Raw genomic sequence first — 15,751 nt, 5'->3', positions numbered from 1 at the left:
ATGACCGATCTGCCGCTCGCGACCGTCCATGGTCTCTATCACATTGCGATCAAGACCGATGATCTCGCAGCGACCCGGACGTTCTGGACCGCGATCATCGGGCTGCGCGAATTTCCTCGGCCCGATTTCGGCTATCCCGGTGCCTGGCTCGGCTGCCCCCAACCGGGCGGGCTCGGCATCATCCATGTCTATGCCGGCGGTCCCGCGCTCGGGCCCGAGGGCAAGGCGCCGGCCGGCACGGCGGCGATCGATCACGTCTCGCTGTCCTGCTCGGGCTATCGCTCCTATGTATCGCGCTTCAAGGCAGCCGGTCTCGACTGGCGCGAGTTCATCGTGCCCGGAACCTCGCTGTGGCAGCTCTTCGTCTACGATCCCTCCGGTGTGCAGCTCGAACTGACGTTCGAATGCGGTGGCGAAGGCGAGGAGAAGCCGGATATGTCGCCGGGCCGCAAATATGTCGCGGGCGCGAGCTTCTTCGACAAGGCGACCTATCCGAAGCTCGCTTGAGATGGACGATCGCGCTCCGCTCTGGGCGATGTCGGCGTGTGAGTTCGCGCGTGCCTTTGCGGATGGCCTTTCGCCGCGCGCGGTGATCGAGGCGACGCTCTCGCATATCGCTGCGACCAATCCGCGCGTCAATGCGATAGTCACGCTGGATGCTTCAGGCGCGCTCGCTGCGGCCGATGCAAGCGCGAAGCGTTGGCGCGACGGCCGCCCCGCAAGCGCACTAGACGGCGTGCCTGTTACGGTCAAGGACAACATCCTCGCCGCGGGGCTACGTGCGACCTGGGGGTCAAAGCTCTATCGCGATTTCGTGACCGGCGAAGACGAATTGCCGGTGCGTCGGCTGCGCGAGGCTGGCGCCATCATCCTCGGCAAAACCAATGTGCCTGAATTCACCGTGCACGGTTACACCGACAATGCGCTGTTCGGTACCACCGGCAATCCCTGGGATCCGGCTCTGACGCCAGGTGGTTCGAGCGGCGGTGCGGTGGCAGCGGTCGCCAGCGGCATGTGCGCGCTTGCGCTCGCCACCGACGGCGGCGGTTCGATCCGGCGCCCGGCCGCTCATACTGGCCTCGTCGGCTTCAAACCCTCACGCGACATTGTGGCGCGCGGCAAGGGCTTTCCGGCGATCCTGGGTGAGTTCGAGGTCATCGGCCCGATCGCGCGCTGCGTCGAGGATATTCGCGCTGCTATGGAGGTGATTGCTGCGCCTCTGTGGTCGCGCCTCATGGCCGAGCCGACCCTGCCGCGGCTGCGCATCGCCTATGTGCCGACATTCGGCGATGCGCCCGTCGACCCCATCATTCGCGACGTGATCGAACGCACGATCGTGCAGGCTCGGGCCCTCGGCCTCGACGTCGAGACCGTCGCGCCGTTCACACTGGCCGATCCGCTTGATGCTGTATGGCCCGTGATCAGCCAGACCGGTATTGCCTGGCTCCTGGAACGGCATCCGGGTTGGCAGGGCCAGGTTAGTCCCGCCATCGTCGAGATGGAGGCGGCCGGGCGCAGCTTGTCAGCGCGCGACTATCTCAATGCACTTGACCAAGTCGCGGCGTTGCGGCGGTCTTTCGATGCGTTGTTCGCCCAGTACGACTTCCTGATCACGCCGTCCACCGCGGCGATGCCGTGGCCGGCTACCGAATCCCATCCCGCCGTCATCGACGGCCAACCGGTCGGGCCGCGCGGCCATGCCGTGTTCACGGCGATCGCAAACGCGCTCGGCCTGCCTGCAATATCTCTTCCCTGTATCATCCCGGACGGTGCACTTCCTGTCGGACTGCAAGTGATCGCGGACCGCGATCATGATGGCCGGCTGATCAGGTTTGCCCGTGAATACGAAGGCCGGTTGTTCGTCCACCGATGGCCGAGTTCACCCTGATGGCTGCTGTGTAACGGCGTGGTTCGGCAGTCTCCAGACGCCCCGGCGGGTCAATCCTTCAACGCGTAGGCGATGACGTAATCACCGCGCTTGGTACCGAACGAGCCGTGACCGCCGGCTGCGGTGACGACATATTGCTTGCCGCCCGCCTCGTAGCTCATCGGTGTCGATTGGGCGCCGGCGGGCAGGCGGTCTTCCCAGAGCACCTTGCCATTGCGCACGTCGTAGGCCCTTATCGTGTACTCGTAGGTCCCGGTGTAGAACGCGACCCCGCCGGCGGTCGTGATCGGCCCGCCCAGCATCGGCACGCCCATCCTGAAAGGCAGCGGCAGCGGCGTGGTGTCCCGGATCGTTCCGTTGGGATGCTGCCAGACAATCTTCATCGTCTTCAGATCGATTGCGGCCATCGAGCCCCATGGCGGCCGGTAGCACGGCACGGAGAGGGGCGAGAGGAAGCTCTGGATATCCACGCCGAACGGCGTGCCATACATCGGCTGGGTGCCGACCTCGCTGCCGACAGGCTTATCGGCCGTCGGCGCGGGCGGATTGCCGGGGCCGCGCGGAATGAGCTTCGAGACGAAGGGCAACGACATCGGATTGGCAATGGCGATCTGTCTCACCGGATCGATCGCGATGCCGCCCCATTCGAACATGCCGAGATTGCCGGGAAAGACGAGCGTGCCCTGCAACGATGGCGGCGTGAACGTGCCCTCGTAACGCAGCCGGTTGAACATGATCCGGCACAGAAGCTGGTCGAAAATCGTGCCGCCCCACATGTCCGCTCCGGTCAGCTTCGCCTCGGGGCGGAATGTCAGCTCGGAGAACGGCTGCGTCGGCGCAGTACGGTCGCCGGGCGCGGGGCCTTGCGGCACGGGGCGCTCCGGCGCCGGCACGATCAACTCGCCGGTCCGTCGATCGAGCACGAAGATGTTGCCCACCTTGGTCGGCTGAACGATGGCGGGAACAACGCCCCTGGCCGTGGTGACATCGACCAGACTCGGCTGCGAGGGAACGTCCATGTCCCAGAGATCGTGATGCACCGTCTGGTATGACCAGACGCGTTTGCCGGTGTTGACGTCGAGTGCAACGATCGAGCTGGAGTAGCGCTCGACCAGCCCATTGCGATTGCCTCCCCAGATGTCGGGCCCGTTATTGCCGGTGGGGATGTAGACGAGGTTCAATTTCGGATCGAACGAGGCGGTGATCCACGAATTCGGCGAGCCGTTGGTGTAGTGACGCGTCGGCGACGGCAGCTCATTTTCATCGGCTGCACCGGAGTCCCAGGCCCAAACCAGTTTGCCAGTGTAGACGTCGAAGCCGCGGATGACGCCCGACGGCACGTCGACCGCATAATTGTCAATCACAGCGGCGGCGACGACCAAAATCTTGTCGCTGACGACCGGCGGCGATGTCGGCTCGAAGAAGCCCGCCGTCTTGATCCCCATGCCTTGCTGGAGGTCGAGGCTGCCATGGTCGCCAAAACTCTCGCACAGCTTGCCGCTGTCGGCATCGAGCGCGATCATGCGGCCGTCGTTGACCGGCAGGAAAATCCGGCGAGGGCATTCGGCGGGGGCTGGAGCACCGCCGCTGTCGACGGCGCCTGCCGTGGTTTCGTGGTAAGAGACCCCGCGGCAGGTCATGTGCTGGAACGTCTTGTTGAACACCAGCTTGGGATCGTATCGCCAACGTTCCTTGCCGGTGCTGGCGTCGAGCGCAAACAGCACCTGGTGCTGCGAGCAAAGATAAAGCGTGTCGCGCACCTTGATCGGCGTAACCTCGAAGGTCGTTTCGCCGGAATCCTCTGGCGTCGGCACGTCGCCGGTGCGGAAGGTCCAGGCGACCCGCAGCTTGCCGACATTGTCGGGCGTGATCTGCTTCAGCGGTGAGTAGCGCTGTCCGAATTGTGTGCGTCCATAGGCCCGCCAATCGCTATCCGGTTGAGGGTCGGCTTCGCTTTGCGGCACGGCCGATGCTTGCTCGGCGATCGTGCCGTTGACGTCGTGATAGCTGGACACAAGTGCGATGATAAGGACGACGGACGACGCAGCAACGGCGACCCAGAGTGGCAGCGTCGCGCTTCGATACGACACCGGCTGGTCTCGCAGCAGCCCGCGAACGATCACGGGCATGAGCAGCCAGAGCGCCATGGCGAAGACGATGTCGCCGCGCGATGCCAGCGGCCACCAGTCGAACTGCACTTCCGAGATGGCCCACGCCACGGTGCCGACCAGCACGATCGCAAACAGCCATAGCGACTGACGGCGCTGCGCCAGCAACAACGCGGCCGTCGCGAGAACGCCGACACCGAGAACAATATAGAAGATGGATCCGCCCAGCGCGGCGAGCCAGAGGCCGCCCCCCGCGATCACCAGACCGATCAGAGCATAGACGAGACCTGTGACAAAGACGGCCGTGGATCGCTGCATGGCTGCTCCGGTGCGGCAAGAAGATCGAGCACTGTCAGGTGCAAACGCAGCAGACGGCGCTGAGTTGCAGTCACTGTGGTCCAGTCAACCAGGGCTGGCAACCTTCAACTGCTGCGTCGATGCAACATCTGCAGGCAAAAACTTGCGATCCGATGTGATAAGTCTTTGTTCGGAATTGCGCGCTCGTTGAATACCATCATTGTTGCGCATCGCGTCCTCAGGACTCGCACCACCCCGGGAACCACATTAGTCATGTATCTGGGCATCGATCTCGGCACCTCCGCAGTCAAGACCGTTCTCGTCGACGGCGCGCAGCGCGTCATCGCGAGCGAGAGCCGGGCGCTGACGATCGCCTCGCCGCAGCCAGGCTATTTCGAGCAGGATCCGGCGCAGTGGATCGAGGCGACTTTTGTCACGCTGGACGCCCTGAAGGCCTCGCATGGACAAGAGCTGGCGAGGGTCGAAGGCATCGGGCTGTCAGGCCAGATGCATGGCCCGACGCTGCTCGATGCCAACGACACGCCATTGCGGCCCTGCATCCTCTGGAACGACGGACGCTCTGCCGGGGAGTGTCGCATTCTGGAGCAGCGCTGGCCCGCCTTGCGCGCGATAACGGGCAACAAGGCGATGCCTGGCTTCGCAGCGCCAAAGCTGCTCTGGATCGCAAAGCACGAGCCCGGGATCTTTGCGGCGACGAGGCGCGTCTTGTTGCCGAAAGCCTATCTGCGCCTCGTTCTATCGGGCGAGGCAGTCGAGGACGTCTCCGACGCATCGGGATCGCTATGGCTCGACGCGGCGCGCCGGGACTGGTCGGATGCGGCATTGGCCGCGACCGGCTTGTCACGCGCGCACATGCCGCGTCTGGTTGAGGGGTGCGCGTTGGCGGCCACGTTGCGCAGCGAGCTTGCGCAGCGTTGGGGCATGGTTCGCCGGCCGATGATCGCAGGCGGCGCTGGCGACAATCCGGCCGGCGCCGTCGGCATCGGCGCGATCAGTCCGGGGACCGCGTTCATCTCGCTGGGAACCTCGGGCGCATTGCTGGCGCCGACCGACCATATTGCCGCCAATCCGGACCGCGTGGTCCATACCTTCTGCCACGCAATCCCACGCATGTGGATTCAGGCCGGCGCCATCCTCTCGGCGGCGTCGTGCCTTGCCTGGGCCGCGCGCCTGTTCGGCGTCCCGGAAGCGGATCTGCTGTCCCCGCTGGGGGCGCACCCGCAGGCGCCGTCGCCGGTGCGCTTCCTGCCATATCTTGCGGGCGAGCGGACGCCGCACGATGATCCCGTCGTGCGTGGCATGCTCGATGGGTTGAGCCACGGTACCGACCGCACGGCGATCGTGCAGGCCGTGCTGGAGGGTGTTGCCTTCGCGCTGGCCGATTGCCGGGACGCGCTTGGCGATGCCGGCATTGCAGTGACGGAAGCCGATGTCATCGGCGGCGGTTCGCGATCCAGGTTCTGGCTGTCGGTGCTATCAAACGTTTTGAACGTTCCGATTCATCGCTTTGCCGAAGGCGAGACTGGTGCCGCGTTCGGTGCGGCGAGATTGGGGCGGCTTGCTGTCACCGGCGAGGCAATCGAAGCCGTCTGCACGCCACCGCAACGCGTCGAGACTTTCGAACCCGATCGCGTGCTGGTGCAGGCCTATGCCGAGCGGCTTCCCGCCTGGCGCCAGCTATATCGGCCACGCCACTAACATCGCTTTGGTTGCGCATTTCTCCCTGTTCGCTGTTGCCCTGCGCGATGGCCTTTTGTTTAATGGGCGAACCGCGCCTGAAATGAAACGCGGACAAGAAATGCATTGTGCGCCGGGAGGCACGATGAACGATCCAATCCTCGAGATGCGAGGAGTGTCAAAATCCTTCTTCGGCATCAAGGCGCTGCGTGCCGTTGATCTGACCGTCTACGCCGGCGAGGTCCATGCCTTGATGGGCGAGAACGGCGCCGGCAAATCGACCCTTATGAAAATCCTGTCGGGGGCCTACCGGCCCGATCCCGGCGGCGAGATCCGCATCGAGGGCAAGCCGGTGCGGATCGAAGGTCCGCTCGGAGGCCGCGCCGCGGGCATCTCGATCATCTATCAGGAACTATCTTTGGCCCCCAATCTGAGCGTTGCGGAGAATATTTATCTCGGTCGTGAGATGTCGCGTTCAGGTTTGCTGGCGCGCGGTGCCATGCGCGAAGGTGTTGGTCCGATCCTGGAACGGCTGGGCGCGGATTTCCTGCCGTCGACATTGGTGGCGCATCTCTCGATGGGGCAGCGCCAGCTCGTCGAGATTGCGCGTGCACTGCACGCGCGCTCGAAAATCTTGATCATGGATGAGCCGACCACGGCGCTGTCCGCCGGCGAGAGCGAGCGGCTGTTTGCGCTGATCCGGCAACTTCGCGCCGAAGGGCTTGCCATCATCTACATCTCGCACCGCATGGACGAGGTCTATGCGCTCGGCGACCGCGTCACCGTGCTGCGCGATGGCCGGCTGGTCGGTTCGCTCGACAAGCAGGACATCCGCGCCGACGCTATTGTTCGCATGATGGTCGGACGCGACGTCTCCTCCTTTTACAAGAAGGATCACGATCCCGAGGCCGGGAAGGGGCATCCCGTGCTCACGGCCACCGACATGGCGGATGGGCAGCGCGTCAAGGGTTGTTCGCTCACCGTCCATGCGGGCGAGGTGGTGGGGCTTGCCGGATTGATTGGCGCCGGCCGCACCGAACTTGCGCATCTCATTGTTGGCGCCGCACCGAAGACGTCAGGCCATCTCGAACTCGAAGGTCAGCCGATCGACATCCGCACGCCCGGCGAGGCGCTCGAGGCCGGCATTGCCTATCTGACCGAGGACCGCAAGGCGCTTGGCCTGTTCCTCGACATGTCGTGCCTAGACAACATCAATCTCGCCGTAATCGGACGCGATGCCAAGCTCGGCTGGTTCCTGGATCGCGACAAGGCGCGCGAGCGCGCCGACAGGGCGTTTGCGGGACTCAGCATCCGCGCCGCCAATGCCGGCGTACCCGCAGGAGGCCTGTCCGGCGGCAACCAGCAAAAGGTCCTGTTGTCGCGGCTGCTCGCCATTGCACCGAAAGTACTGATCCTCGACGAGCCGACGCGCGGCGTCGACGTCGGCGCCAAGTCGGAGATCTATTCCATCATCGACAATCTCGCCAAGGCCGGCACCGCAATCCTCGTCATCTCGTCCGATCTGCCAGAAATCATCGGTATCTGCGACCGCGTCCTGGTGATGCGGTCGGGGCATATCGCAGGCGAGGTCAGGCGAACCGAGACAGCGCCTTTGACTCAGGAAGACATCATGGCCCTCGCCACGGGGACGGAGCATCTCGATGCCTGACAACGGATCGACGCAGGCGAAGGCCGCGACTGCAAACGGCCTTGCCGCTGCCCAGGAGACAAAACGTCAGCGCATCAGGCTCCTGATCCGCGCGGCCGGCATGTTGCCGGTGCTGCTATTGCTATGCATCGGCTTCCACTATCTGTCGGAGGGCCGTTTCTTCACCGGACAGAATCTCGGCATCGTCCTGCAGCAGGCTGCCGTCAACACCGTGCTCGCCGCGGGCATGACCTTCGTCATCCTCACCGGCGGCATCGATCTCTCGGTCGGCTCGATCCTGGCGGCGTCGGCAATGGCCGGCCTGACGATGTCCAAACTGCCCGAGTTGAGCGCGCTCTGGCTGCCGGTCGCTGTGCTCACCGGTCTTGGCTTCGGCATCGTCAATGGCGCGCTGATCGCGCTGTTGCGCCTGCCGCCCTTCATCGTCACGCTCGGCTCGCTCACCGCCGTGCGCGGACTGGCGCGGCTGCTCGGCGCCGACACCACGGTGTTCAATCCGTCGATTCCCTATGCCTTCATCGGCAACGGTTCGCTCACGCTGATCCCCGGCGTGGCCTCGATTCCCTGGCTGTCGGTCATTGCGCTGCTCGTCATTTTCGTTTCGTGGGTGGTGCTGCGCCGGACCGTCCTGGGTGTGCACATCTATGCGGTCGGCGGCAATGAGAGCGCGGCGCGGCTTGCCGGCATCAAGGTTTGGGCCGTCCTGATCTTCGTCTATGGCATCTCGGGATTGTTGGCCGGATTGGGCGGCGGCATGCAGGCGGCGCGGCTCTATGCCGCCAACGGCTTGCAGCTCGGACAAAGCTACGAGCTCGACGCCATCACCGCGGTCATCCTCGGCGGCACGTCTTTCGTCGGCGGCATCGGATCGATCTGGGGGACGCTGGTCGGCGCACTGATCATCGCGGTGCTCTCGAACGGGCTGATCCTCGTCGGCGTCTCCGACATCTGGCAATATGTGATCAAGGGCCTGGTGATCATCGGCGCGGTGGCGCTGGATCGCTATCGGTTGCAAGGCTCCGCCAGAACTTGAACGGTTCTGCGCGCATCTGAGCGCGCGGTGTGAAATTCGGTTGCGGCAACTGGTCTGCCGTACCGTCTTTGAAAACAGACCAGGGAGGAAGACAATGTTGAAGATGACCATGCTCGCCGGCGCCGCGATGGCGCTTGCCCTCGCCACCGCACCGGCCTCTGCCAAGGAGCTCAAGTCGATCGGCGTCTCGCTGGGCTCGATGGGCAATCCGTTCTTCGTCGCGCTGTCAAAGGGCGCCGAGTTCGAGGCCAAGAAGACCAATCCCAATGTGAAGATCACCACCGTCGGCTTCGAATACGACCTCGGCAAGCAGGTCACCCAGATCGACAATTTCATCGCCGCTGGCGTCGACCTGATCCTGTTGAACCCCGGCGACCCCAAAGCGATCGGGCCGGCGATCAAGAAGGCGCAGGCGGCGGGCATCGTCGTGGTCGCGGTCGATACCGCGGCCGAAGGCGCCGACGCCACGGTGACCACCAACAACGTCCAGGCCGGCGAGATCTCGTGCCAGTACATCGTCGACAAGCTGGGCGGTAAGGGCGACGTCATCATCGAGAATGGGCCGCAGGTCTCCGCGGTGATCGACCGCGTCACCGGCTGCAAGAACGTCTTCGGCAAGAATGCCGGCATCAAGGTGCTGTCCAGCGACCAGGACGGCAAGGGCTCACGCGAAGGCGGCCTCACCGTCGCGCAAGGCTATCTGACCCGCTTCCCCAAGATCGACGCCATCTTCGCCATCAACGACCCGCAGGCGATCGGCACCGATCTCGCGGCGAAACAGCAGAACCGCAGCGGCATCATCATCACCGCGGTCGACGGCGCGCCCGACATCGAGGCCTCGCTCAAGGATGCCGGGTCGCCGCAGATCCAGGCGTCGGCATCGCAGGACCCGTTCTTCATGGCACGGCGCGCGGTGCAGGTCGGCGTCGGCATCCTCAATGGCCAGAAGCCGGCCTCGACCGTCGAACTGCTGCCCTCGAAGCTCGTGACCCGCGACAATATCAAGGATTACAAGGGCTGGACCTCGGACCGTTCGCAGTAGCGCCTCCGCAGCTTTCGCGGGCTGCGGTCCAATTCGACAGTGGCGCCCGGGAAACCTGCCCGGGCGCTTCTGCGAGGTTGACCTCAGCGATCGATATGTCAAAGAAGGAGGGAATTTTGACAGTGGGGCGACCGTATGGGCGCGCCCACAGGTGCTATCGGGATATTGTGAATGGCAAGCGGACCGTTTGAGCTGAAGGGCAAAAGCGTCTACGTCGCTGGCCATCGCGGCATGGTCGGTAGCGCGATCGTGCGCCGGCTGGTGCGGGAGGACGTGAATCTCGTCACCGTGGACCGTCGCGAGGTCGATCTCTGCAATCAGGCCCAAGTGTTCGACTGGTTCGCGCGCGTGCGGCCGCAGGTGATTTTCCTCGCCGCAGCCAAGGTCGGCGGCATCGTCGCCAACAACACGCTGCGCGCCGAGTTCATCTACGACAACATCGCGATCGCCGCGAATGTGATCCAGGCCGCGCATCAAAACGGCGCCGAGAAGCTGATGTTCCTGGGCTCGTCCTGCATCTATCCGAAGCTGGCGCCGCAGCCCTTGCGCGAGGACTCGATGCTCACGGGCCCGCTGGAGCCGACCAACGAGCCCTATGCGATCGCCAAGATCGCCGGCATCAAGATGGCGGAGGCCTATCGCAGCCAGTACGGCAGCGACTTCATCAGCGTGATGCCGACCAATCTTTATGGCCCCGGCGACAGTTATCACCCTGAATTGAGCCACGTCGTAGCCGCCCTGATCCGCCGCTTTCATGAGGCGAAAGAGTCTGGCGCCAAGAGTGTCGTCGTCTGGGGCACGGGGACGCCGCGGCGCGAGTTCCTCTATGTCGACGACATGGCGGATGCCTGCGTGCATCTGATGAAGACCTATTCAGGCAGCGACCTCGTCAACATCGGCACCGGAGAGGACATCGCCATTGCCGAATTTGCCCGCGTGGTCGCCGAGATCGTCGGCTATCGCGGCGAGATCTCCTACGATACGTCGCGGCCCGATGGCACGCCGCGGAAGCTGCTCGATGTCGGCCGTCTGGAAAGGCTCGGCTGGCGCGCGACGACCTCGCTCAAGGATGGTCTGAAGCGCGCTTACGAAGCTTATCGGGCTGGCTTGGTCGTCCACGCACAACAGTAGGAACTATCGCTCGCAGCACGAGTTGGCCGATCGGGTGGGTAACACACGAGGCCCTCAGTGCAAGACATCGTGCGCGTGCGCTCCATAGCGCAAATCGCAGGCCATCCCATTCATCCGATGCTGGTGCCGATCCCGATCGCGTGCTTCATCGGCGCGTTGCTGACCGACATCGCCTATCTCGTCTCCGCCGAGATCATGTGGGCGGATTTCTCCGCCTGGCTTCTGGTCGTCGGCGTCGTCTTCGGTGTGCTGGCGGCGATCGCAGGCCTGACCGATTTCCTCGGCAATCGCTTGGTGCGTGCGCAGACGCCGGCCTGGCCGCACCTGATCGGCAATGTCTTGGCGATGATCCTCGCAACCATCAATGCGCTGATTCACACGCGCGATGCCTGGACCTCGGTGTGGCCGTGGGGGCTGGTTCTTTCGGTTCTCACCGTGCTGATCCTGCCCGTCACCGGCTGGCTCGGCTGGGCCATGGTATATCGCTACGGTGTGGGAGTTGCGCGATGATGTCTTTTCCCATGCGCGCGCTGCTGTGCGCTTCGTTCCTCGCTCTTCTCGCCGGCTGCAATGACGGCAGCGGCGATCCCAAGGCGCAAATCGGCGCCAATCCTGTACTCCCTGACATCCAGCAATATCTGCTGCCGCCGATGCACATCGCCCGCATCATCGGCTGGAAGGAGGACGAGGCGCCGACGGTTGCACAAGGTTTGCAGGCCAAGGCATTCGCCACCGGCCTGCAGCACCCGCGCTCCATCTACGTGCTGCCCAACGGCGACGTGCTGGTGGTGGAATCCAAGGCGCCGAAGGCCGCCGCGATCAAGCGGCCGAAGGAGATCGTGATGGGCTATATCGAGTCCTGGGCGACCTCGGGCGGCGATACCGGACCCAGCAATCGCATCACGCTTCTCCGCGACACCAACGGTGACGGTGTGCCGGATACGCAGAGCGTCTTCCTCGACCATCTCAATTCGCCGTTCGGCGTGGCCCTGGTCGGCAACGATCTCTACGTCGCCAATACCGATGCGATCGTGAAATATCCCTACGCCGAAGGCGACACCAAGATCACCGCACCGGGCACGGTGCTGGCACCGCTGCCGGGCGGCCCGATCGACCATCACTGGACCAAGAGCCTGGTCGCAAGTCCGGACGGCTCAAAGCTCTATGTCGGCGTCGGCTCCAACAGCAACATCACCGAGAACGGCATGGAGGCCGAGCACAATCGCGCCGATATCCTCGAGGTCGATCGCGCCAGCGGTCGCTGGCGGATTTTTGCCAGCGGCCTGCGTAATCCGAACGGCCTCAGCTTCGAACCGCAGACCCACGCGCTGTGGACCGTGGTCAACGAGCGCGACGAACTCGGGCCGGATCTCGTGCCTGATTACATGACTTCGGTGAAGGACGGCGCCTTCTATGGCTGGCCCTACAGCTATTACGGCCAGCACGTCGATCCCCGCGTCAAGCCGCAGCGGCCGGACCTCGTGAAAAAGGCGATCGCGCCCGACTATGCGCTGAGCTCGCATGTCGCACCGCTCGGACTTGCTTTCTCCACCGGCAGCAGCTTGCCGGAAGCCTATCGCGGTGGCGCCTTCGTCGGCGAGCATGGCAGCTGGAACCGGCAGGTTCTGAACGGCTACAAGGTCGTCTATGTGCCGTTCACGAACGGCAAGCCGAGCGGACCGGCACAGGACGTCGTCACCGGCTTCCTCACCACCGACAACCAGGCGCGCGGCCGTCCCGTCGGCGTCGCCTTGGACAAGACTGGCGCGCTGCTCGTTGCCGACGATAGCGGCAACACGGTGTGGCGGGTGACGGCGGCCCATCCGCAAGTAACGCAGCGATAGACAAGCCGCGCAGCGATAGGAGAGGAATGATGGGCCTTGCCCAATACGCGATCGTACCGGTCCAGGACGAATGGGGCGTGCTGCATGACGGCAACGTCAAGAGCAGATACGCCACGAAGGAGGCCGCGTTCGAGTCGGCGGTTGCTGCAGCATCTCTGGCGCTACGTGAGGGCCACGAAGTCCATGTCAGCGTGCCTGGCCGCCAACAGGGCGAAAACGCGCTCGGAATCTAGCCGCTTCACACGATTAACCGGCCGCGCCGCTTGGCGATCCCGATCGTGACTTCGGCGCCCGCGTTGAAATCGAGCCGGTCGGCTTCGACGCCGTCGCTGAAGATCACGCCGTTCTCGGCCATCAGCGAACGGATGCGCAATTGCTCTTCGGATGCAAGCCGACCGCAGACGAGATTGGTCTGCGAGTGGCGGCTCGGAAAGGGCTCGCGGACGGCAAAGCGCAGCTCGGCTGCGTCCCAGGGCACGGCGTCGTAGCCCGTCAGAGCGGGCGGCTGGCCGAAGCTGCCGGCGATCGCAAGCGAGCCGGTGACGATGCTCTTGAACCAGGCGGTCGATCCGAGCCCGGTCGAGACGATCAGCCCGCTCGAGGATTGCCGCTCCGTCGTCCCGCCGGCCGCGATCTCGTAGATCGCAGAAACATGCGTGCGCGCGCCGATGAAGAGGTCGTTCACGGCGTGAAGCACCTGGCCGTCGCTGAGCCGCGCTTCCGCCATGGTCACGGCCTTGCTGTCCCGCTTGTCGGCGGCGACATCAGGTAGCAGCTTTGCAAGATCGCGCGGCGCGAAGGGCAACAGAATGCCGTCATAACGCGCGGGATCCGGGTTGAGTCCGATCAACGGATGGTCGTCGAGATATTTCATCGTATTGGCGACGACGCCGTCCTGGCCAAGCGCGACGACGATGTCGTCAGGGGCGAACATGAAGTTCGGCAGGAAAGCACGCTCGATCACCTGATAGCGGCCCCATTTCTCGAGCACCTGAACCGTCGCGTGCCGCTGCGCATGATAGATCTCGTGCTCGCGCTCATAGTCGGAGAAGTCGGCGCCGAGATGCTCGACATAGAAGCGTGCCTGCGCCGCCGTCAGGTGACGCGCGACCAGGTCTTCCAGCCTGGTCTTGCGCGTCACCAGCACGATCTTGCGGTCATTGGCGGCGGGCATTGGCAGCCTCCGGCTTCGGCTTCTCGATCAGCTGGCTGAGCAGGTCCGGCGAGACGTTGAGCTGACCGATCTTCTCCGCCTTCTCGGCGATGCCGGTGAAGGCCTGCGCGATCAACTGGCCCGGCTGCATGCCGGAGGCGGCGAGCGCCTGGATCACGCGGGTGTCGACGCCCTCGAAGATCTTCATCAGCGCGCCGACGCGATAGGCCTCGGCATCGGCCAGCGTGCGGGTGTTCTCGGCGTTGAGGCCGACGAAATCCTTACGCTTGCCTTCCAGCACGATATCCGCGGCCATGCCGGCCTCGCGCAGCTCGTTGCGCTTGGCGGCAACGCTCGCCTCGGCGTCCATCTGGGTCTCGCGGATGGAGCGCTTCTTCTGCTCGACCGCGATCTCGGTGTCGAGCTCGCTCTCGCGAATGGCGCGCTCCTGCTCGACGGCGAAATTGCGCCGCGCGAAGATCGCTTCGTCCGCGTTCTTCAGGATTGCCTCGCGTGCCTGCGCCTCCAGCGCCTTGGCTGTATCCGGCGTCGGCTTGATGCCGCGGATCGATACGCCGAGGATTTCGAGGCCAAGCGCTTCAATGTCGGCGCGGCCCCGCAAGCCGCTCGCGATGATGTCGGCGATGCGGTCGGAGGCCTGCAGCGCCTCCTTCAGCGTCAATTCCTTGATCGCCTGCTGCGCGAGTACCTCGACCGTGCCGAGAATGCGCTCAGGCAGCTTCTCGGGATCGTCGCTCTCATAGGTCTTGCCGTCGGGCTTCAGGGTGAAGTTGAGCATCGAGGCCGCCTTCTTCGGCTCGCTGACGCGATAGGTGACGTGGCCCTGCACGGTCAGGGTCTGAAAGTCGCGCGCGATTTGCTGAAAGATGAAGGAAGCGTCGCGGCTGCCGACGGGCACGGCGACCAGCGTGGTCACCGGAGCGTAGTAGAACGCGGAAAGGCCGGTGCCCTCCGCGACAACAGCACCGGCGCGGTACTTCATCAAATAGGTGGTGGGCTGGGCCTTGATGAACCTGATGCCAAACATGGCTGTCTCCAATGGTGAGCTATAAGTTTGTCTGAGCAACTAAGTAAGTTGGACTGTACAACTAACTGTGCTACTGTCAAGACCCAACAGGGGAGGCCGTCGATGGCGGGCGAGGATCGGGCCGAAGGCTCTGAAAAATCAGGACATCTGGACTTCCCGCGGCCCCTGACCACGGTCGACGTCGTGATCTTCTCGATTCGCGACGACAGGCTTCAGGTGCTCCTGGTGCAGCGCCCGGCCGGCGAGGGCGAGCCGTTTCCGCTGACCCTCGCTCTGCCGGGCGGCTTCGTGGACGTCGCGAAGGACCGCGATCTTGCAGCCTGCGCGGCGCGCAAGCTGAAGGAGAAGACCGGGGTCACCAGCCCTTATCTGGAGCAGCTTGGAAGCTGGGGAAGCGCGTCGCGCGATCCGCGCGGCTGGTCGGCAACCCACGCTTATTTCGCGCTGATTCCGGAAGAGGCGGGCGTGCTGACATCGGATGCGCGTTGGTTTCCGATCCGAGACGGCAGGCTCAAGGAAAAGCTCGCCTTCGATCACGGCGATATCCTCGCCAGCGCGATCCAGCGCCTGCGCAACAAGGTGGAGTACACCTCGCTGCCTGCCTACCTGATGCCTCCGGAATTCACGCTGCCTGACTTGCAGCGCGTCTACGAGCGCGTGCTCGACCGACCGCTGGAGAAGAGCGCCTTCCGTACAAGGATCCTGTCGGCCGACATGATCGAGCCGGTCGCAAAGATGCGGCGCGGCCCGAACCGCCCGGCGCAGCTCTATCGCCTGAAGAAGAACAGCGAGCCCGTGTACTTCGTACGGACGTTCAATCCGCCTGAGTGATGCAGCTCC

Annotated in this window: 14 protein-coding genes; 11 read left to right on the top strand and 3 right to left on the bottom strand. The window is 64.2% G+C overall.

Going from position 1 to position 15,751, the window contains the following annotated elements; all coding sequences use genetic code 11:
- Entirely contained in the window at positions 1–507 is a 507-nt protein-coding gene (locus tag XI06_RS17315; RefSeq protein ID WP_237861357.1) for a hypothetical protein, read from the top strand.
- A 1-nt stretch (position 508) separates the two neighbouring features.
- Positions 509–1,888, top strand: coding sequence for an amidase (locus XI06_RS17310; RefSeq protein ID WP_271605981.1), 1,380 nt, complete (start codon positions 509–511; stop codon positions 1,886–1,888).
- Between the two features lie 50 nt (positions 1,889–1,938).
- Here XI06_RS17310 and XI06_RS17305 read toward each other — a convergent pair whose 3' ends face one another.
- Positions 1,939–4,314, bottom strand: a complete 2,376-nt coding sequence (locus XI06_RS17305) for a glucose/quinate/shikimate family membrane-bound PQQ-dependent dehydrogenase (RefSeq protein ID WP_237874049.1) — start codon at positions 4,312–4,314, stop codon at positions 1,939–1,941.
- A gap of 252 nt (positions 4,315–4,566) precedes the next feature.
- On the opposite strand from XI06_RS17305, the gene xylB reads away from it, so the two are divergent.
- The 8 genes from xylB to XI06_RS17265 all read left to right on the top strand — a co-directional run bounded on the left by xylB (position 4,567) and on the right by XI06_RS17265 (position 12,943).
- Positions 4,567–6,012 (top strand): xylulokinase, encoded by a 1,446-nt coding sequence (gene xylB / locus XI06_RS17300; protein ID WP_237874050.1) that lies wholly within the window; start codon positions 4,567–4,569, stop codon positions 6,010–6,012.
- 124 nt (positions 6,013–6,136) lie between these two features.
- On the top strand, positions 6,137–7,660 hold the full coding sequence (locus XI06_RS17295) for a sugar ABC transporter ATP-binding protein (protein WP_237874051.1): 1,524 nt from the start codon (positions 6,137–6,139) through the stop codon (positions 7,658–7,660).
- Positions 7,653–8,693 (top strand): ABC transporter permease subunit, encoded by a 1,041-nt coding sequence (locus tag XI06_RS17290; protein WP_237861362.1) that lies wholly within the window; start codon positions 7,653–7,655, stop codon positions 8,691–8,693. Before XI06_RS17295 ends, XI06_RS17290 begins: the two co-directional genes overlap by 8 nt.
- A 94-nt stretch (positions 8,694–8,787) precedes the next feature.
- Positions 8,788–9,735 (top strand): ABC transporter substrate-binding protein, encoded by a 948-nt coding sequence (locus XI06_RS17285; RefSeq protein ID WP_237861363.1) that lies wholly within the window; start codon positions 8,788–8,790, stop codon positions 9,733–9,735.
- 171 nt (positions 9,736–9,906) lie between these two features.
- A complete protein-coding gene (gene fcl, locus XI06_RS17280; RefSeq protein WP_271605980.1) occupies positions 9,907–10,866 on the top strand; it encodes a GDP-L-fucose synthase in 960 nt (319 codons plus the stop codon).
- A gap of 57 nt (positions 10,867–10,923) precedes the next feature.
- Positions 10,924–11,376, top strand: coding sequence for a DUF2231 domain-containing protein (locus XI06_RS17275; protein WP_237861364.1), 453 nt, complete (start codon positions 10,924–10,926; stop codon positions 11,374–11,376).
- Positions 11,373–12,710 (top strand): PQQ-dependent sugar dehydrogenase, encoded by a 1,338-nt coding sequence (locus tag XI06_RS17270; RefSeq protein ID WP_237861366.1) that lies wholly within the window; start codon positions 11,373–11,375, stop codon positions 12,708–12,710. The genes XI06_RS17275 and XI06_RS17270 overlap by 4 nt, the downstream gene beginning before the upstream one ends.
- A 29-nt stretch (positions 12,711–12,739) precedes the next feature.
- On the top strand, positions 12,740–12,943 hold the full coding sequence (locus XI06_RS17265; RefSeq protein WP_237874139.1) for a hypothetical protein: 204 nt from the start codon (positions 12,740–12,742) through the stop codon (positions 12,941–12,943).
- Positions 12,944–12,948: 5 nt separating this feature from the next.
- On the opposite strand, the gene XI06_RS17260 is transcribed toward XI06_RS17265, so the two are convergent.
- Both XI06_RS17260 and XI06_RS17255 read right to left on the bottom strand, forming a co-directional pair.
- Positions 12,949–13,884 carry a sugar kinase gene (locus XI06_RS17260; RefSeq protein WP_237861368.1) on the bottom strand — a complete coding sequence of 312 codons (936 nt, stop codon included), beginning with the start codon at positions 13,882–13,884 and terminating at the stop codon, positions 12,949–12,951.
- The gene (locus tag XI06_RS17255; RefSeq protein WP_237874110.1) at positions 13,868–14,911 is read right to left on the bottom strand and encodes an SPFH domain-containing protein; all 1,044 of its coding nucleotides are present in this window, start codon (positions 14,909–14,911) and stop codon (positions 13,868–13,870) included. The genes XI06_RS17260 and XI06_RS17255 overlap by 17 nt, the downstream gene beginning before the upstream one ends.
- Positions 14,912–15,013: 102 nt before the next feature.
- On the opposite strand from XI06_RS17255, the gene XI06_RS17250 reads away from it, so the two are divergent.
- The gene (locus XI06_RS17250) at positions 15,014–15,742 is read left to right on the top strand and encodes an NUDIX hydrolase (RefSeq protein WP_237861370.1); all 729 of its coding nucleotides are present in this window, start codon (positions 15,014–15,016) and stop codon (positions 15,740–15,742) included.
- The last annotated feature ends 9 nt before the right edge of the window (positions 15,743–15,751 follow it).

The sequence above is a fragment of the Bradyrhizobium sp. CCBAU 11434 genome, assembly GCF_028128895.1.
GTDB lineage: Bacteria > Pseudomonadota > Alphaproteobacteria > Rhizobiales > Xanthobacteraceae > Bradyrhizobium > Bradyrhizobium zhengyangense.
Note: the sequence above shows the minus strand (reverse complement) of the source record. Positions and strands in the feature narration are given on the sequence as shown.